Origin of the sequence: Microbacterium sp. CJ77 (assembly GCF_002911615.1) — a bacterium.
Taxonomy (GTDB): Bacteria; Actinomycetota; Actinomycetes; order Actinomycetales; family Microbacteriaceae; genus Microbacterium.
This window is the reverse complement of record NZ_PQBR01000018.1, coordinates 15,004-33,201: the sequence shown is the minus strand read 5'-3', so window position 1 is coordinate 33,201 and position 18,198 is coordinate 15,004. Positions and strand designations below refer to the sequence as shown.

Sequence of the window (18,198 nt, the reverse complement as noted above, 5' to 3'; positions counted from 1 at the left end):
TTCAGCTCCCCAGCGTCATGCGCGCGTTTCGATCGCTGGTCCGAGGACGGACGATCGAAGACTTCCCCAAATTGGTGTCAACTACCCCAGCTGACACTCACACACTACATCATCCGTCACACGATGCCGAGATAAATTCCACGTTCGTAGACCTGGCCAACGGCGTGCTCACGAGGTCCCACAACCGCTCGGGGTCGGACGCGACCGTTCCCGCGAACTCGACGACGAGGGTGTGCGAGCCACCTGCCGTCGTCACGAATTCCGTCTGCAGCGCCGTGCGATCGTCGTACTGCGCGCTCTGCACGCCGGGGCGGGCATCGTCGAACGAGTAGTCCTGCAGGGTCCATCCCTGCGGCCCGACCACCGTGAGTCTCGTCAACGTCTCGCCGATCGGAGTGTCGGTCAGACCGAAGCCGTTGACATAGCTCGGCAGGCTCGTCGCTGCGTCCGCGGGGATCGTGTTGGTCCAGTTGACCGTGATCCGCGCCGTGGGCGTGGCGCCGCATTCGTCGACCTCGAGCGTGACGTTGGGGTCTGCGTAGTAGTCGAGCTTCGCGCCGGTGAGGTCGTTGAAGAAGACCCCTACCCGCGTGACGTCGTCGTCGGGAAGGAGGATGGTCTCGAGCTCAGACCCTTCGATGCGTTCCTGTTCTTCGGGATGCGCACTCCACACGTGCAGGCGGTGTTCGTCGAGCGCACGCTCCACCGACGTGAGGAGGTTCGGCAGGCCGACCTGTCCTGATGTCACGGATTCGAACAGCCGCAGCGTCACGGCGGAGAAGAAGGCATCCAGCACGGTCGGCTCCTGGATCTCGCGGTACGCGACCGAGAGCAGGATGTCGACGGCGTTGCCGGAGTCGAGCACGACCGGGCCGATGTCGAGGGGTCCCGTCGCCTCGAGGAGGTACCCGAGGCTGGTCGTGTCGATCGCGATGACGCCGTCGACGGCGATTCCGGTCGAGCGCTCGAGGAGGGCAGCGGCCGCGCTCGCCCCTTCCGCGAACGGCAGCGGCGACATCGTGTTCTGGATGTATCGGCCCGGCAGATCGGCGAAGAGGGCGATCGTCGACGGGGAGAGCGGAATGACCGATTCCTTCTCGATCACGTAGTCGCCCGAGCTCAATTGGCGCTCGATGCCGACGCGGCCGTCCTCGACGGTGATGACGGCTCCCGCGCCCGGTATGCCACCGTATGTCCGTGCCTCGGCGTTGTTCAGCATCAGGAGCAGATACGTGCGGGGTCCGTCCGCGCCGAGCATGGCCGGGAGCAGAGCCGCAGCCCGGTCGAGCGCGTCCACGGCCGTGGCAGCGGGCAGGAGTACCTCCGTGAGGCGGTCGACAGCCCCCGCGACGAGCGGCACGGTCGGCTCGGGCAGATCGCGCACCGTGTCGACGGATCGCTGAAACGCGTCGTTCGCCTTTTCCAGCACCGGCGCAGCATCGACCAGGGGTGTGAGGTCCAGTCGACCTTCCGTGAATCCCAGTCGAGCGATATCTATGTCGTCTGCGATCGCGACCAGCGGCGAGATCGCGGAGACCGCCAGGTCGTCGGCGATCTCGCTCACCTCGCGCACAGCGGTGAGGTTCGAACCCAGCCACGGCACGAACTCGGCCAGACGCCAGACCGGATCCGAGGTCGCGTCGCGCGCCGTCCGCGCGTCGGCGGCGAACGCGTCGGCGGCGGCTGTGCTGGCGGCCGGGTCGCCCGCTTCGAGCAGCGCAGGGAAGGTTGCGGCGACCTCCGCCGCCGATTCGAGGCTGTCGCGCGCGACCTGCGCTCGCGACAGGGTCCACAATGCGGCGGCGGCGGTCAGCAGGATGAAGATGCCGACACCGACGAATGTCCAGAGGATGCGTCGGCGAGCGGTAGTGGTCACGCTCAGCATTCAAGCATCCCTGACGGTGAAGTTGCTTCGCATCTGTCGTGGTGTGGATAGCGCGCGCCCGGCGCGCCGGGTCCGCACGGGCTTGCGCGAGGCTCGGCGACTAGAGTCGAACGGGTGACAGTTCGACTGCGGGTGGTGCTCGACCGAGTAGCCGGGAACAACGATCCCGACCTCGTGATCGCGTCCACAGAGCTCGTTGCGGCTCTCGTGCACACGGCTCCTCGAGGATGCCGGGTTGCGGGTATCGATGGCCGAGAAACGCCAGACGCCGTCCCACCTGAGGGTCTGGTCGACGTGTGGCGGGCCCCCGTCGGACGTCGCGAACTCGCTGCCGCCTGGCGGATGGGGGTGTCGCTCGGGGGATCCGGCGGGATGATCCACTCCCCGTCGCTCATGGCGCCACTCGTTCGGCACGATCGGACGCACGATCACGATCAGACTGTCGTGACGTTGTGGAGCCTTGAGGCATGGACACACCCGCAGCACCTCGACCGTGGCCATATTGCGCGGCAGCGTGCGATGCTGCGGCGGGCAGTGCGATTCGCGGATGCTGTGGTGGTGCCCACGCATGCGATGGCGGCCGAACTCAGCGAAATCGCGCCTCTACGTAGCAGAGTTCGCGTCATCGCCGGCGCGGCTCCGAGGGGGTTCGCCGCACCTGCCGACGCGCTGGGGCGTAGGCGGAGATGGGGTCTGCCCGAACAGTATGTCGTAGTACTGGGAAGCCGCATCGATGCCGAGAGCCTGTCGTCGGCATTGCATGCGCAGACAGGCGAGGAGGTCCACATCGCGGTTGTGGCCGAGGACGCCAACGCGAGCCGGATCGATGATTTGGCTCGCGCCGGCGAAGGAACCGAGGGGAGGATTCATGCGCCGGTTGTTGCCGATGCGCTCGATCGTGCAGCTATCCTCTCAGGCGCGCTCGCAGTCGTCGCGCCCTCCGTGCTGCCTGCCTTCCCCTGGCGCGTGCTCGAGGCGCTCGCGGTGGGCGCGCCGATTATCGCTGCCGCTACTTCGCAGAACGAGGAGTTATTGGCCGACGCTGCTTGCTATGTTTCGGTCGGCGACTCCGAGGACATGGTCGACGCGATTCACAGCGTGGTGCGGGACGATGCAACCGGTCGACGGCTGCGCTTGCTCTCGATGGATCGGTCGCGTTCGTTCTCCTGGCTTGATGCCAGCGAAAGAGTCTGGCAGTTGCACGCGGAGTTGTAGACGGTCCCGCCCGGGCTCAGGCGCTGAGCCTATCCGAGGCTCGCGCCTATCTGCTCAAGCTGGGAGGGATCGGTGGGTGCGACCGCGAAGTTCCCCACGCGAGCGAAATTGTCGACCGTGATCCCGAACCCCGCTAGCGAGTCGACATAGGTGGCGAACTGCTCCTCATCGGCGAACTCGTATACCCGCACGTCAGATCCGTCGAGGGTACCCTTTCCCCAGCGCACGATATACGGGGATTCCTCGTCGCTGATGGCGAAACCCGCGAGCCCAATGAGCTCGGCGATGCCCTCGACTGAATCGGTCGACGGTGTCGAGGGTTCCGAGGGGGCGCTGCTGGCAGGGGAAGCGCTGGTCGGCGCGACGCTCGTCGGCGACGCGCTGACTACCGACGACGAACTCGCTTTCGGTGTCGGATCGCCTGTTGACGACTCGGGAACGCATCCCGTCAGCAGCAGCAGAGCAGCAGCGGTAACAATTGCGGCACCAAAGCGATACATGCAGGGAGCCTAACCCGGAGTCGCGGAGGAGCGTGGAGATGGCGCGCGCAAACGGGGTCACCACCCTACGGTGCGTTGCTCCCGTGCTACGGCGGTGTCGCGGCGATAATGGGGCCATGCGTCTTCGTCACGTTCGCCCCGCTCAGGCTCTTTGGAAGGGCTGGCGATACGTAGCCACCGTCGCGATCACCGCCCTCCTCGTGTCTGGGGGCGTCGTGAGCGCCGCTCACGGATCTGTGGCACCGATCGGCGCCGATGTCACCCCCACGGAACTCGATGCCGCCGGGGGCGCGCAGCCGCTCGCACTGACAGGTTTCAACCCCACGAACTTGATCAGTGACGACGTCTTCTACGACGGCAACGCGATGAGCGCCGCTCAAATCCAGCAGTTCCTCGATCAGAAGATCGGGGCATGCTCCAACGGCCAATGCATCAACGTCCTGTCGGCGAGTATCTCGTCGCGAGCCGCGGTCATTTCGCAGCGCACGGGGAACCTCGTGTGCAACGCAATCCAGGGCGGCACTATGCGCGTCGCCGAGTTGATTTATCGTGCGCAGGTTGCGTGCGGGATTTCCGCAAAGGCAATCCTGGTGACCCTGCAAAAGGAGCAAGGACTCGTCACCAGTCGTGCTCCCTCGGATCGAAACCTCCGCGCCGCTATGGGACAGGCATGTCCCGACACCGCACCTTGCGATCCTGCCTTCGCCGGAATTGGGCCTCAGATCGTTTCGGGCACAACTCAGTTGAAGACCTATCGCGCAGGTGCATTTTCTCGGCAACCCGGTATTCACTTCATCGGATATCACCCCAACACGGGCTGCGGTGGCACGAGTCTGGACCTGTCTAACTACGCGACAACTGCGCTCTATAATTACACGCCCTATCAGCCGAACGCCGCGGCGCTAAATGCAGGTTACGGCCTAGGGGACGGGTGCTCCAGCTACGGGAATCGCAATTTCTACAACTACTACACCGACTGGTTCGGGTCGACACAGGGTGGTAACCCGTTCGGAAACATCGAACTCATCGAGTCAGTGCCAGGCTCCTTCAGGGTTCGGGGTTGGGCGATCGATCCCAACACGACGGCGCCGATTGAGGTCCACGTATACGCGGGTGCAAATGGGTACCCGACGGTTGCGAACATCAACCGACCAGACGTCGGACAGGCATATCCTGCCTCCGGCAGTCAACACGGTTTCGATGTACGGATTCCTGCTCAGGCGGGCACCCTCAACGTTTGCATTTACGCCATCAACACCGGACCGGGGACGAACGTGCTGCTGGGCTGCGCGCCCCGCACAGGGATGACGGGTTCACCCTTCGGCTCGTTTGAGGCGGCAGCCTCGGCGGAAGGTGGCGTCGCTGTCTCCGGATGGGCGATTGATCCGGACCTTGCCGGTCCGAGCGAGGTTCACGTGTACGTCGGTGCGGCCGGAAAGGCTCTGCGAGCCGACATAGCTCGGCCCGATGTCGCTGCTGCCTACCCGGCTTACGGTGCAGGCCACGGATTCCGTGCGACCATCCCCGCGAGCGTCGGCACGTATCAGGTGTGCGCCTACGCGATCAACGTCGGCGCTGGTGCGACATCGAACCTCGGCTGCCGATCTGTGACTGTCGCTGGCCCGGTCGATCCCGGTCGTGCGCCATTGGGCAACTTCGAGGCATTGACCGTGGCGGGGAATGTCGCGACCGCTACAGGCTGGGCGCTCGACCCCGACACCGGTGGCGCGATCAAGGTCCAACTGAACGTAGCCGGAGCGATCACCGAGTATGTGGCGGACAAGGCTCGCCCGGATGTGGGCGCGGCGTATCCACAGCACGGCGTGAACCATGGTTTCGCGGGGACGGTGACCCTTCCGACGGGTCAATCGCAAGTGTGCGCGTTCGCGGTCAACTCCGGCTCGGGTGGCAACACTGCGCTGGGGTGCCGCACAGCGAACGTTGCAGAGGTTGACCGAGGGCGCGATCCCATCGGATTCTTCGAGTCGCTTTCGGTCTCTGGCAACGTCGCGACCGCCAGTGGATGGGCGCTCGACCCCGACACCTCGTCGTCGATCGCCGTGCACCTCTACATCAATGGCTCGGGCAAGGAGATCATCGCGAGTAGGGCGCGGCCAGACATCGGCGCCGCGTACCCGGCGACAGGGCCGAATCACGGTTTCTCGGAGCAGTTCACCCTGCCTACGGGGACCTCGAACGTGTGCGCCTATGGCATCAACAGCGGCCGCGGATCGAACCCGTTCCTGGGCTGCCGGTCGGTTACCGTCGCTGCGGCGACCGCGCCTCCGCCGCCCGCCGCCGATCAGGGTCGCGCGCCTTTGGGTTTCTTCGAGTCGATAGTGCCGACGGCGGGTGGCGCAGCGATCACTGGATGGGCGCTCGACCCCGACACGACGGCCCCCATTGAGGTTCACGTCTACGTCGGCGCGAGCGGGTGGCCGTTCGTTGCTGACCGGATCCGGCCTGATGTCGGCGCCGCTTACCGTATGGGCGACAACCACGGGTTCAGCGCCACGGTGCCACTCGGACCGGGAACGCATCGGGTATGCGCTTACGCGATCAACAGTGGAGCGGGTGCCAATCCGCTGATCGGATGCCGTGAGGTATCGATTCCCTGACCGACTACCGCGTCAGGCGGTTGGTCTCATTCGGCCAGGTAGGCGCTGAGTGCGAGGGCGACGTCCGCAGGCTCGAAACCCGTTTCGCGGATCTTGTCCAGGCTCAGGACGCTGTTGAGCGGTCTGGGGGCGACAGGTCCGCTCGCTGAGGCAAAGTACTCGTCCGTCGAGACTCCGGTGATTCGGGCCGGGTCGTGCCCGGTGATCTCGAAGACCTGGCGGGCCACGTCTGCCCAGGATGTCGGCTCGCCCGACCCCGTGAGGTTGTAGACACCTGCTGCGGCGGCGGATTCCAGAAGATGACGGATACCGCGGGCGATATCGCGGGTGAAGGTGAGGCGGCCGAACTGATCGTCCACGACCTTGGGGTCGATGCCGCGCTCGGCGAGCGACGCCATCGTCCTCACGAAGTTCTTCCCCTCGCCGATCACCCACGACGTCCGGACGATGTAGTGGTTCGGGGCAGTCGTCACGACGGCGTCGCCGGCCGCTTTCGTCTGTCCGTATACGCCGAGCGGGCACATCGGGTCGCTCTCGACGTATGGGCGATCGAGAGCGCCATCGAAGACATAGTCGCTCGAGACGTGAACGAGAGTCAGGCCGTTGGAGCTCGCGATCTTCGTCAACGCGGCGACACCGGCGACGTTCGACGCCCACGCGGCCCGGCGCCCGTCGGTCGTTTCGGCGACGTCGACGGCCGTGTACGCGGATGCGTTGATGATCGCACCGTAGTCACGCCATCTCCGCGCATTCGCGAGACCGGGGTCCGCGATATCCAACTGGTCTCGTGTGGTGAATTCGACGTGAGCGGCGCCGTCGAACTCCCGGCGCAGCGCAAGGCCGAGCTGACCTCCCGCGCCCACGATGAGGATCTTGCGCGACGGGATGGGTGTGACTTCCGCAAGCCTTGGATGATTCAGGTCCTTCGGCGAGATCTCGACGTCGGAGAGGGGGATCGGCCAGTCGATGGCCGCCGTCTCGTCGGCGAGGTTGAGGAAGGAGTATGAGGCGTTTGGCGACCAGTGGTCGTTGACCAGGTACGTGTAGGCGGTGTTGGTTTCGAGGGTCTGGTATGAGTTGCCCACTCCGCGGGGGACGAAGATCGCGCGTGACGGGTCGAGCTCGGTTGTGAAGACCATCCCGAACGTCGGTCCCTCACGCAGGTCGACCCAGGCCCCGAAGATGCGACCGGTGGCGACGGAGACCCACTTGTCCCACGGTTCAGCATGAATGCCTCTGGTAGTTCCGATTCCGTCATTGAACGAGATGTTGTTCTGGACCGGACCGAAGTCGGGCAAGCCCAGAGCGGTCATCTTCTCGCGCTGCCAGTTCTCCTTGAACCAGCCGCGAGAATCGCCGTGGACCGGCAGGTCCACGACGAGCAAACCGGGGATCGATGTCTCGACGACGGACAACTGTTTGCCGAACTCGACCATCACTGACCCTTCGAGGCGTAGAACGCTTCGACGCCGTCCTTGGCGGGCGCCCACCACGATTCGTTATCGCGGTACCACTGGATCGTGGCGGCAAGCCCGGCTTCGAAATCGCCGTAGGACGGGGTCCACCCGAGCTCCGTTCGCAGCTTCGTGGAATCGATCGCGTAGCGGAGGTCATGGCCCGCGCGGTCGGTGACGTGATCGTACGCGTCGCGCGGTTGCCCCATGTGTTCGAGGATGAGCTCGACGACGTTCTTGTTGTTCTTCTCGCCGTCGGCGCCGATCAGGTATGTCTCGCCGATCTCGCCCTTGTCGAGGATCGTCAGCACCGCAGAGGAGTGATCGTCCGCATGGATCCAGTCGCGCACGTTCTCTCCTGCCCCGTAGAGCTTGGGCCGGACACCTCGAATGACATTGGTGATCTGACGCGGGATGAACTTCTCGACATGCTGGTAAGGGCCGTAGTTGTTCGAGCAGTTCGAGATCGTTGCCCGTACACCGAACGATCGAACCCAGGCCCGGACGAGGAGATCACTGCCCGCCTTGGTCGACGAGTACGGCGACGACGGGTTGTAGGGGGTGTCCTCGGTGAACCGCTCGGGGTCGTCCAGTTCTAGATCGCCGTATACCTCGTCGGTGGAGATGTGGTGGAAGCGTCGATCGTGTCTGCGGGCCGCTTCCAGCAGTGTGTAGGTCCCGATGAGGTTCGTGTCAACGAACGGGCGGGGGTCGTGCAGAGAGTTGTCGTTGTGCGATTCCGCCGCGTAGTGCACCACGGCGTCCGCGTCGGCGAAGAGCGTGTCGACGAGGTCAGCATCCGTGATGTCGCCTTTGACGAAAGTCACTCGGTCCTCCGGCAACCCAGCCAGCGAGCGCAGGTTGCCCGCGTATGTCAGCGCGTCCAGGACGGTGACGGTGTGGGGGGTGTGGTCGATGACGTGGTGAACGAAGTTCGATCCGATGAAACCGGCACCACCGGTCACGAGAAGTCTTGGCATCCCTCCAGGCTATCGCCTGGTATCGAGTGATGTTTGTGAGCTTTCAGCAGGGTGGGACAATGGGGTCTATGCGCGGAATCATTCTCGCCGGGGGCACTGGCTCACGGCTCCATCCGATCACTCTCGGCGTCTCGAAGCAGCTCGTTCCCGTCTACGACAAGCCCATGATCTATTACCCACTCTCGACCCTCATCCTCGCCGGGATTCGGGACATTCTGATCATCACGACGCCGCAGGACTCGGAGCAGTTTCACCGTCTGCTGGGTGACGGCTCGCGGTTCGGCGTGTCGATCACTTACAAAGCGCAGCCGTCGCCGGATGGACTTGCGCAGGCGTTCATCCTCGGAGAGGAGCACATCGGGCACGAGCCTGTCGCGCTCGTGCTCGGCGACAACATCTTCTATGGACAGGGGATGGGCACCCGGCTCCGCCAGTACAACGAGCTCACCGGCGGGGTGGTGTTCGGTTACTGGGTGGACGACGCGACCGCATACGGGGTGGTGGAGTTCGACGTCGACGGTCGCGTTGTGTCGTTGGAGGAGAAGCCGCTGGTTCCGAAGAGCAACTATGCCGTTCCGGGTCTCTACTTCTACGACAACGACGTGATCGAGATCGCGAAGTCGCTGGAGCCGTCGCCGCGCGGCGAACTAGAGATCACGGACGTGAACAAGGCCTACCTCGATCGGGGTGACCTCAAGGTCGAGTTGCTTCCGCGGGGGACGGCGTGGCTTGACACGGGGACATTTGACTCCCTGAGCGAGGCGGCAGATTTCATCCGCACCGTCGAGAGGCGCCAGGGGCTTTCGATCGGCTGTCCCGAGGAAGTCGCGTGGCGCATGGGCTTCCTGAGCGACGAAGAACTCCGCGCCCGCGCGGAGCCTTTCGCGAAGAGCGGCTACGGACTCTACCTACTGAAGGCGCTTCAACAGGGCGCTCACTAATCGCCACGTACACTCGATGTGTGCCCGTGAACCGGGACAGCAGCGTGGGGCGTTGCGCAGGCGGTAACAGAAACTTGTGGAGAAGATGACGGCGACGACACCCCGATCTGTTCTCGGCGATGTGCAAGAGTCCGACGCTTCGCGGCGAGTGATCGTGTACGCCGTGAGTCGCTTGCGTGGGCAGCCGGACGAATACATCTCGCTCGCGCTGCGGGCATTGCGACCGCTCACGATGAGGATCATCGTGGTGGTCTGCGGTGATGTCGATGCCTCCGCACGTTTGCTGCTCGAGGGTCTCTCCGACGAGGTCGTCGTTGACGGCGAGTTCACTCCGGGGCTCTACAAGAGAGTGCTGGACGAGCGGGTCACCCTTCTCGGCAATATCGATGAAGTGGTTCTCACCGGGGACTCGTGGTTCGGTCCGATGGCTGATTTCGCGCCGATCATGAAGCGGATGCAGGGGGGGGATGTCGACTTCTGGGAGATGGTCGAGAACAGCGCAGGAGCTCCGAAGGCTTTTCCTGAGCAGGGCTTTCCCGGCCGCCTCGAGACTTGGACGTGGACGGTCGTGCGGCGCCGGTTGTTCACCTCTCGCGCGTGGAAGGACTACTGGTCGTCTTCCGGCGGGACGCATCGTGCGATCGAGCAGGAGAGCAGGTTTGCCGCTCACTTCCGGGCGGCGGGTTTCGTCGGAGGTGCGGCGTTCGCTTCCAGCGACTTCGGCAACGACGACCCCGGAGTGCTGAGTCCCGACCTTCTCGTGCAGGCGGGTTGCCCGCTCGTCAAGCGGGCTCCGTTCACCCTCTATCCGCCGTACCTGCATCAGCAGGCCGTGATCGGTCGAGATGTCGTGGCGACGATCGCGGCGGCCGGGTATCCGCTCGACACGCTGTGGCAGCATCTCGCGCGCACGGTTCAACCGAAGGCGCTGAACACGATCGCGGGGATGCTGGAGGTGCCCACCGGTACCATGGCGCGATCCACATCGCGCACGGAGAAGATCGTCGTCGTCGCGCACGTGAGCGACGTCGACCAGGCTCCTGACCTTTTCCGGCACCTGGCTTCCCTACCACCGGGATACGACCTCGTCGTGACCACGTCGGACGGGAGGAAAGCGGTGACCTTGTCGCGCATGCTCGAGAAGCGCAATGCTGCGGGCGCCGGGTCGGTGGATGTCCGCGTCACGCCGGCCAACCGTGGCCGCGACATGGGCGATCTCTTCATCGCGTGTCGTGACGTGCTCGTCCCTGGCAGGTACGACCTGGTTGTGAAGGTCCACGCGCGGAATCTGCGACGCAAGACCATGAATGTCCGTCGCTACTTTCGTCGATACCAGCTCGACAATCTCCTCGGATCGCCCGAGCACGTGGCTGGGATTCTGAGTCTGTTCGATCGCGAACCTCGTTTGGGACTCGTGTTTCCTCCGATGATGCACATCGGTTACGCGACCATGGGACGCGCCTGGGGTGCTTACCGCCAGCCCGCACAGAAGCTTTTCGCAGAACTCGGGATCGGCGTCCCCGTCGACCTCATCTCGCCGCTCGCGCCCTACGGCGGAATGTGGTTCGCGCGACCCGAGGCCCTACGGTTGCTGTCTCAGCGCAGGTGGCTCTATCGCGACTACGGCAAGCCCGGACGACAGCGCTACCGCGATCTCGCCCGGCTCCAAGAGCGCGCCGTCACGTACGCCGCCGCCGAGCTCGGCTTCCACAGCCGCACCGTGCTGACTCCCGAGCATGCAGCCATAACGCACACCGCTCTCGAGTTCAAAGCCGATCAGCTGTTCTCGACGACTCGGGGCTACCCTGTCGATTCGATCCTCCTCATCCAGCGCGCGGGCAACACGGGATACGGCGGAGTGGTCGGACTCTCCCGCATGTACTTGCGGATCAACCACCGGATCCTCGCTCGGGTTCTTCTGCCGATCCTCGCCGGAGCCCAGTGGGCGTATTCGTCCGCACGCGCGCTCATGGGCGACGAGCGATTCATCCGTCAGCGCGAAACGTGGAGGGACGAGGACCTGTGAAGACCGCCGAACTGATTCCTTCGCCCGCACGCGACGCAGCGCCGTTCCCGGACGGCGGCCGTCGGTTGCTGGTGTACGTCATATACGACACTCGAGGCGATGTGGAGGACTACATCCCTTACGCGCTCCTGCATCTTCGGGAGCGCTGCGAGCGGATCGTCGTCGTCGTGAACGGTCTGCTGACGGACCGAGGCCGCACGGTGCTCGAGCCCGTCGCCGATCAGATCGTCGTCCGCGAGAACCGCGGTTATGACATCTGGGGCTACAAGGCGGGGCTGGAAGCGGTCGGCGAGACGATCGCCGAGTACGACGAAGTCATCCTCGCCAACGACACCTGGTTCGGACCGGTCCGTCCGTTCGGACCGTTGTTCGACCGGATGGATGCACGCCCCCTCCACTTCTGGGGCATGACCGACCACGTGCGGGTGGAGCCACATCCCTTCACGAATGAGGGTTATCTCCCCTACCACCTGCAGTCGTATTGGCTCGCGGCACGTCGCGATCTCTTTCTATCCGCGGAGTGGATTTCGTACTGGCGTGACCTTCCTGAGATGAACACGTACGCGGACGCCGTCGTCAAACACGAGGGCGTCTTCACCGAGCGCTTCACCGAACACGGTTTCGTCGGCGAGGTCGCTTTTCCGACTCTGACCGATCGTGTCGAGAATCATGCCGTGCTCTACGCCGAGCAGCTGATTGACGCGGGGTGTCCGACGTTGAAGCGACGGCCGTTCTTCCAGTGGCCGCCCTACCTGGATCACCTGGGCGTCGTGCCGAAGTGGACGCTGGATGCGGCCGTTCGACACGGGTATCCCGCGCCCCTGATCATGACCGACCTCGCGAGGAATGTCGCGCCGCACACGTTGAACGCGGATGCCGCGCTGATGAGTGTCCTTCCTTCGCAGGACCTCTCGTACGATCCCTCTCGCCCCCTTCGCACCGTCGTCATAGCGCACATCTTCTACGACGAGATGACGGACGAGATGCTCGATCTCGCCGACAGACTGCCCGGTGAATATGACCTAATCGTGACCGTGCCCGACCCGAAGAAGGGGGAGCGCATAGCGGCGACGATTGGTCGGCGTGCGCGACGCGGTGCTGTCGACGTGCGCGTCGTCGAATCCAACAACGGACGCGACCAGAGCGCGTTCCTCATCGGATGCCGGGACGTGCTCCTCGAGGGCGACTACGACCTGGTCGTGAAGCTGCATTCCAAGAAGACTCCGCAGGACGCCGCCAACGCGGGGCGGGGCTTCAAACGCCAGCAGTTCGAGAATCTCCTCCCTTCGGAACAGTATGCCGCGAGCGTGGTGGCCCTCTTCCAGCAAGACGCCGGACTCGGGCTGGCCTACCCGCCCATGGTCCACATCGGATACGGAACCATCGGCCATGCATGGTGGGCAAACAAGCTTGCATTCGTCGAGATGACCGGTCGTCTCGGCATACGTGTTCCGATCGATGACACGTCGCCTCTCGCGCCGTACGGCTCCATGTATTTCGCTCGGCCTGCGGCGCTTCGGCTCCTCGCGGAGCATAGATGGTCCTACGACGAGTTCGGCGGGACCGACGCGTACAGGGACGGCGGACTCGCTCACGTCCTCGAACGGATGCCGTCCTACGCGGCCGGTGAACTCGGCTACCACACGAGAACTATCGCGAACGCAGACTACTTCGCTTCGAGCTATACGGCCCTGGACTACAACCTCGATCAGATGTCGAGCACCATGCCCGAGACGACCATGCACCAGATCGATTTCCTCCGTCGGCTCGGAGACCTCCGCGCCGGCACGCTCGAGGACTTCGCCTATGTCTTCGCCCGGTTGCGTCGTCCGCACTGGGAGCCGAGGCTCCGAACGCTCTTCGGGCGCGCTCGCAGCTTACGGGGGCGTGCACGGAGGGTCCTCCGCCGCGGCGGGGGAGGCGCCGGTCCCCGGATATAAGATTGGCACCTATGTCTGAATCGAACGCCGCGATCGCAGAGAAGCGGTTCGCGCGACTTGCCGACGTGCCCCTTCGCAGCGTTGGCGCCGTCGGCGGTTTCACTCCGCGCGAAGTCGTTCGCTCGATTCGCGACGTCGTCGCTCAGAAGGACATGCTTGACCTGCTCGTCAAGCGTGACCTCAAGGCGCGCTACAAGGACTCGGCGCTGGGGTTCCTGTGGGCCCTCGCACGGCCCCTCATGCAGCTGGCCATCTACTTCGTCGTGCTTGGCCAGTTTCTTGGCGCGGCCCGGGGCATCCCCGATTTCGCAATCTTCGTCTTCACCGGTCTGACCGCGATGGGCCTGTTTCAGGAGATCGCCGTCGGCGGGACCGGATCGATTATCGCAAACGCAGGACTCGTCAAGAAGGTCTACGTTCCTCGCGAGGTCTTCCCCCTCGCGAGCGCCGGATCAGCCCTGTTCAACTTCGGCGTGCAGCTGGTGGTCTTGATCATCGCCACGATCGCGGTTCTCAAGCCCCCTCTGCACTGGCAGATCTTCTACGCAGTGCCGTCAGTGCTCGTGATCGTCATATACGGACTCGCGTTCGGCCTGTTCTTCGGAGCGGTGAACGTCTACCTTCGCGACATCCAGTACCTCGTCGAGGTCGCGACCATGCTGTTGTTCTGGGCTTCCCCGGTCGTCTACTCGTGGCAGATGGTCAATGAGCTCGTCGACAACCCGGTCCTCGTGGCGCTGTACACCAACAATCCGCTCACTCTCGCCGTGATCGGATTCCAGGAGGCCTTCTGGGTAGCCGGGGACGCGCTCGAACAGCCTTCGAATCTGCTTCTCCGTCTGGCGATTGCCATCCTCGTCGGACTCGTGCTCCTGCTTCTGAGCCACCGAGTGTTCCTGCGCCTGCAGGGCAATTTCGCGCAGGAACTGTGACGGTGCGGACATCATGACATCAGCTACGACGGTGCCGGTGGCCCGCCCAGAGGTGATCCGGATGCAACGGGTCTCGAAGCGGTTCACTGTCCGCAAAGACTCGTCGTTGAAAGAACGAGTCGTCACCCTCGGGCGGGCCGGTCGGCGCCACAAGGAAGACTTCTGGGCCCTCAGTGACCTCAACCTGGACATCCGCGCTGGAACGACGGTCGGCCTGATCGGACACAACGGGTCCGGCAAGAGCACCTTGTTGAAGGTGCTCGGAGGGATCATCCAGCCTACGACGGGCACGGTCGAACACAGGGGGCGTGTGGCGGCCCTGCTGGAACTGGGGGCGGGATTCCACCCCGATCTCACCGGTCGCGAGAACGTCTTCCTCAACGCCTCCGTGCTGGGCCTCAGCCGCTCCGAGACCGAAGCACAGTTCGACGCCATCCTCGAGTTCTCGGGAGTGGCGGACTTCATCGACACCCAGGTCAAGTTCTACTCGTCGGGAATGTACGTGCGGTTGGCGTTCGCTATCGCCGTTCACACCGATCCCGACATCCTTCTCGTCGATGAAGTCCTTGCCGTCGGCGACGAGCGGTTCCAGAAGAAGTGCCTCGACAAGATCGAGGAGTTCCAACAGCAGGGGCGCACGATCATTATCGTGAGCCACGCGCTCGACCAGATTCTGTCGCTCTGCGACCGCGTCGTTGTGATGAACCGCGGGAATCTCGTCTACGACGGGGTTCCCGAGAGCGCGGTCGCGCGCTTCCGGGAACTCCTCGGTGCAGACCCGGTGGGTGGTGGCCAGAACGTCGAAGCGAGCAGGGCGATCGAGATCGACCGCATCGAGGTTCTTGACACCGCAGGCGCCGTCGCGAGCGAGTTCAAGGAATCAGAACCTCTTGCGCTTCGGATCCATGTGACGATGCTCAGGCCGATGGCGTCATGGGCGATCGGGTTCAGCATCGACAATGCCCAGGGTCAGTTGGCGCTTGCTTCGAACACAGATCTGCTCGATGTCACGCTCGCGCCGCTGACCGAGTCTCGCTTCGTGGATGTCACGATCGATGAGGCTCGGTTCATGCCGGGGCTGTACTACGTCAACGCGAATGTTGCGGGCCTCAGCGAAGACTCCTCGCACGCGCTCATGCAGGGGGCGGCCTTCAGCGTCGTCGGCGCCCAGCCAACCGTGGGCCCCGTGGTCGGCACCGTGACGATCCGTTGAGCAACAGAAGTCATCCAAGGAGTCACCGAGTGAACGCTCCCACGGTGTCGATCATCGTGCCGGTGTTCAACGCCGAACGTCATCTCGAAGCGTGCGTGAAGTCGATTCTCGCGCAGGACTATACATCGATCGAGGTTGTGCTCGTAGACGACGGATCGACAGACAGTTCGGGTGCGCTCTGCGATGCGCTGGCAAGCCTCGATGACAGGATCATCGTTGTGCACCGTGCCAATGGCGGCATAGCGGCGGCTCAGAACACTGGCCTTGACGTTGCGACGGGCGACCTCGTCACATTCTGTGACAATGACGACCTCATGAGCCCGCGGCTCGTCGGACGTCTGGTCGAGATCCTCCTGGAGACGGACTCCGATATGAGTTGCTGCCGCTGGCTGAGCGTCGGCGAGACCGCCGCGGCGAGCTCGATGCGCGCGCACGCAGCTGATCCGTCCGGTCGGGTGATCTCGTTTACTGACCCCGGGCGCTCGTATCAAGGGGAGTTCAGTCTTCTGCTGCGAAAGCTCCGCGGCTCCGAGTTGCGGTATTTCAGCGAGGCGAACTGGGGCAAGCTCTACCGGCGCGAGTTGTTCGATGGCATCCGATTCCCCGAGGGCCGCTTTGCTCAGGACGTCGCTGTGGCGATGGACCTCTATGGTCGTATGCGGCGGGTCGCATCGTGCGAGGACGCCTTGTACTTCTGGGTTCAGCATCCGAGCAGCGTTTCGCACCGCGAGAGGCAGGCTCGCTATTTTCACGACATCGTGCGTGCGCACGGCCGATGCTTCGATCTGGCTCTCGATCAGGGCATCACGCCAGCGCGCGCGTACGGGGGCCTGAAGACAATAGACCTCGAGCGTAAGAGTGTTCGAACGCCCGAAGACGCCGAACTGCACCGTTTGGACAGTGCGTATGTCAGGGCGCAGGTGTCGCGGCTGACGATCCGACAGCGCCTTTCTTGTTGGCTGCTTCATCGTATTCGGCGCGCGGAGGTGTTGGTGTATCGCCTAACCGTTCATCGACGGCGATGACGGTGTCGGCCCCCGTTCTCGTCTGACTCCTCGCGGGGAGGGCGAACCACAGCCCGACGAAGATGCCCGCGAAGGCGAGTGTTCCTATGATCCACACAACCGGGGGCGCGGGGGCGAAAGCCCACCACCATTCGGCTTCCGCTCCGGGATCGACGGACAGCGAGTCCAGGCCGGTCGTGTAGCGCTGGATGTTGGTGCGAAGGGCTACCCCGAACGCGAACGTCAGCGCGATGGCAGCCAGAATGAGCCGGGGTCCCTTCCACGCTCGTTCGGCGTCGTAGCGGACCGATGCCACGCCCACGGTGATGATCATGAGAGGCAGTAGATAGCGAGGCTGGATCAACTCACCGACGAGCATCCGTGACTGCCCGAGCAGCACGACGGGTACGAGCCACATTGCACCTAGCGATAGCGCGACCGCGACGCCTCGGCGGATCGTCATCCGAGAGAGCCCCACGAAGATCGCCCCCCAGAACACCGCGCCGGCGAGGACGGGGACGGCGGGCACCATGGGCGTGTCGAGCCACCCGAGCCCCCAACCACCGAAGGCACCAGTCCACAGGCTGGGTGCCGAGAGGAAGTTGGACAGATGCTGCGAGCCCGACAGCGGCAGACGGTCGCTTTCGAGTCCGCCGACGATGGACGCACCCTGCCATGCGGTCAGGTAGAACGCGACGCTGAGGATGAAGACGGCAACCGCGGTGGTCAGCGCGATCCACTGTGAGCGACGGAATCGGGCCCCGAGAATCAGGGCAACGACGACCCCGAAGGCGGCGTACACAGCCGAGTCCGCGCGAGCCCCGGCGCCGATGATCGTTCCCAGAACGGCGAGGCCAGCGAGGACCAGGCGCCGGCGACCGGTCGTCTGCATCGCGCCGTATAGCGTGATCCACACCGTGGCGCCAGACAGCAAGGCCCACGATGAGGGATTCGTCGATCCGTAGATGAATACACCGAGTGGCACAGCGGTCGCGATGACGGAGATGACCAATGCGGGTCGCAGCCGGCGGGGGAGGGAGAAGAAGACCGCGGTCAGCAAACCTATGGCGAATGCCGAGTTGAAGAGCTTCATCGACATAACCGAAGCAGCGACGTTCTCACTCGCGAAGATTGACATCGTGCCGTAGAAGACAGGGGGATAGAGCCTGTCGACATTGGCGCGCTTGACCTCGCTCATGCCGTCGACTTCGCCGTTCCAGCACGCCGCGCTCTCTTGGGGATCGAATGCGAAGCACGTCGCCGTCGTCACCGTTGTCGGTACGAAGCGTTTGACGGGATCGTCACCCGGGTTCTCACAGAGACCCTCGCGATCACCCAGCCCGCACCAGATCGACGCGAGATGAAAGTCATCGTCGGGTGTCGCGCCGACCGGTGAACTGAGTGACCATGCGGCGAGTGAGACGAATGCGAGCACCGGAACCAGGATTGCCAGGGCGATCTTCTTCGCAGACAGTCGAGGGCGGGGCACC

Annotated in this window: 13 protein-coding genes; 8 read left to right on the top strand and 5 right to left on the bottom strand. The window is 64.1% G+C overall.

From position 1 onward, the window contains the following. Positions 1-109: 109 nt before the first annotated feature. Positions 110-1,876, bottom strand: a complete 1,767-nt coding sequence (locus C2868_RS10485) for a DUF4012 domain-containing protein (protein ID WP_181003439.1) — start codon at positions 1,874-1,876, stop codon at positions 110-112. Between the two features lie 381 nt (positions 1,877-2,257). Between C2868_RS10485 and C2868_RS10480 the strand changes: the two genes are divergently transcribed. Continuing rightward, entirely contained in the window at positions 2,258-3,100 is an 843-nt protein-coding gene (locus tag C2868_RS10480) for a glycosyltransferase (protein ID WP_181003438.1), read from the top strand. Between the two features lie 29 nt (positions 3,101-3,129). Here the strand turns inward: C2868_RS10480 and C2868_RS17230 are convergent, their stop codons facing one another. Continuing rightward, on the bottom strand, positions 3,130-3,600 hold the full coding sequence (locus C2868_RS17230) for a hypothetical protein (RefSeq protein ID WP_146048042.1): 471 nt from the start codon (positions 3,598-3,600) through the stop codon (positions 3,130-3,132). A gap of 236 nt (positions 3,601-3,836) precedes the next feature. Here C2868_RS17230 and C2868_RS10465 point away from each other — a divergent pair, with 236 nt between their 5' ends. Beyond that, positions 3,837-6,218 (top strand): hypothetical protein, encoded by a 2,382-nt coding sequence (locus C2868_RS10465; protein ID WP_258034431.1) that lies wholly within the window; start codon positions 3,837-3,839, stop codon positions 6,216-6,218. A 26-nt stretch (positions 6,219-6,244) separates the two neighbouring features. On the opposite strand, the gene C2868_RS10460 is transcribed toward C2868_RS10465, so the two are convergent. Together C2868_RS10460 and rfbB are read right to left on the bottom strand one after the other, a co-directional pair. Continuing rightward, positions 6,245-7,654 (bottom strand): bifunctional dTDP-4-dehydrorhamnose 3,5-epimerase family protein/NAD(P)-dependent oxidoreductase, encoded by a 1,410-nt coding sequence (locus C2868_RS10460; RefSeq protein ID WP_103663287.1) that lies wholly within the window; start codon positions 7,652-7,654, stop codon positions 6,245-6,247. Further along, a complete protein-coding gene (gene rfbB / locus C2868_RS10455) occupies positions 7,654-8,652 on the bottom strand; it encodes a dTDP-glucose 4,6-dehydratase (RefSeq protein ID WP_103663286.1) in 999 nt (332 codons plus the stop codon). Before rfbB ends, C2868_RS10460 begins: the two co-directional genes overlap by 1 nt. Before the next feature lie 68 nt (positions 8,653-8,720). Here rfbB and rfbA point away from each other — a divergent pair, with 68 nt between their 5' ends. From rfbA to C2868_RS10425, 6 genes are all read left to right on the top strand, one after another. Continuing rightward, complete coding sequence (gene rfbA, locus C2868_RS10450) at positions 8,721-9,593, top strand: glucose-1-phosphate thymidylyltransferase RfbA (RefSeq protein ID WP_103663285.1); 873 nt, start codon at positions 8,721-8,723, stop codon at positions 9,591-9,593. Between the two features lie 163 nt (positions 9,594-9,756). Next, complete coding sequence (locus C2868_RS10445; protein WP_181003437.1) at positions 9,757-11,619, top strand: rhamnan synthesis F family protein; 1,863 nt, start codon at positions 9,757-9,759, stop codon at positions 11,617-11,619. Further along, a complete protein-coding gene (locus C2868_RS10440; protein WP_103663283.1) occupies positions 11,616-13,559 on the top strand; it encodes a rhamnan synthesis F family protein in 1,944 nt (647 codons plus the stop codon). The genes C2868_RS10445 and C2868_RS10440 overlap by 4 nt, the downstream gene beginning before the upstream one ends. Before the next feature lie 11 nt (positions 13,560-13,570). Then, positions 13,571-14,491 (top strand): ABC transporter permease, encoded by a 921-nt coding sequence (locus C2868_RS10435; RefSeq protein WP_103663282.1) that lies wholly within the window; start codon positions 13,571-13,573, stop codon positions 14,489-14,491. Between the two features lie 13 nt (positions 14,492-14,504). Continuing rightward, the gene (locus C2868_RS10430) at positions 14,505-15,704 is read left to right on the top strand and encodes an ABC transporter ATP-binding protein (RefSeq protein ID WP_103663281.1); all 1,200 of its coding nucleotides are present in this window, start codon (positions 14,505-14,507) and stop codon (positions 15,702-15,704) included. A 29-nt stretch (positions 15,705-15,733) separates the two neighbouring features. Then, on the top strand, positions 15,734-16,729 hold the full coding sequence (locus tag C2868_RS10425) for a glycosyltransferase (RefSeq protein ID WP_181003436.1): 996 nt from the start codon (positions 15,734-15,736) through the stop codon (positions 16,727-16,729). Here the strand turns inward: C2868_RS10425 and C2868_RS10420 are convergent. Beyond that, a complete protein-coding gene (locus C2868_RS10420) occupies positions 16,614-18,197 on the bottom strand; it encodes a DUF2142 domain-containing protein (protein ID WP_181003435.1) in 1,584 nt (527 codons plus the stop codon). The two genes, C2868_RS10425 and C2868_RS10420, sit on opposite strands and share 116 nt — an antisense overlap. Position 18,198: the final 1 nt, after the last annotated feature.

Bases quoted from the DNA above. Each gene is read 5' to 3' on its own strand.
- C2868_RS10480 (WP_181003438.1), top strand. From the start codon at position 2,258: ATGATCCACTCCCCGTCGCTCATGGCGCCACTCGTTCGGCACGATCGG.
- C2868_RS17230 (WP_146048042.1), bottom strand. From the start codon at position 3,600: ATGTATCGCTTTGGTGCCGCAATTGTTACCGCTGCTGCTCTGCTGCTG.
- C2868_RS10460 (WP_103663287.1), bottom strand. From the start codon at position 7,654: ATGGTCGAGTTCGGCAAACAGTTGTCCGTCGTCGAGACATCGATCCCC.
- rfbB (WP_103663286.1), bottom strand. From the start codon at position 8,652: ATGCCAAGACTTCTCGTGACCGGTGGTGCCGGTTTCATCGGATCGAAC.
- rfbA (WP_103663285.1), top strand. From the start codon at position 8,721: ATGCGCGGAATCATTCTCGCCGGGGGCACTGGCTCACGGCTCCATCCG.
- C2868_RS10435 (WP_103663282.1), top strand. From the start codon at position 13,571: ATGTCTGAATCGAACGCCGCGATCGCAGAGAAGCGGTTCGCGCGACTT.
- C2868_RS10430 (WP_103663281.1), top strand. From the start codon at position 14,505: ATGACATCAGCTACGACGGTGCCGGTGGCCCGCCCAGAGGTGATCCGG.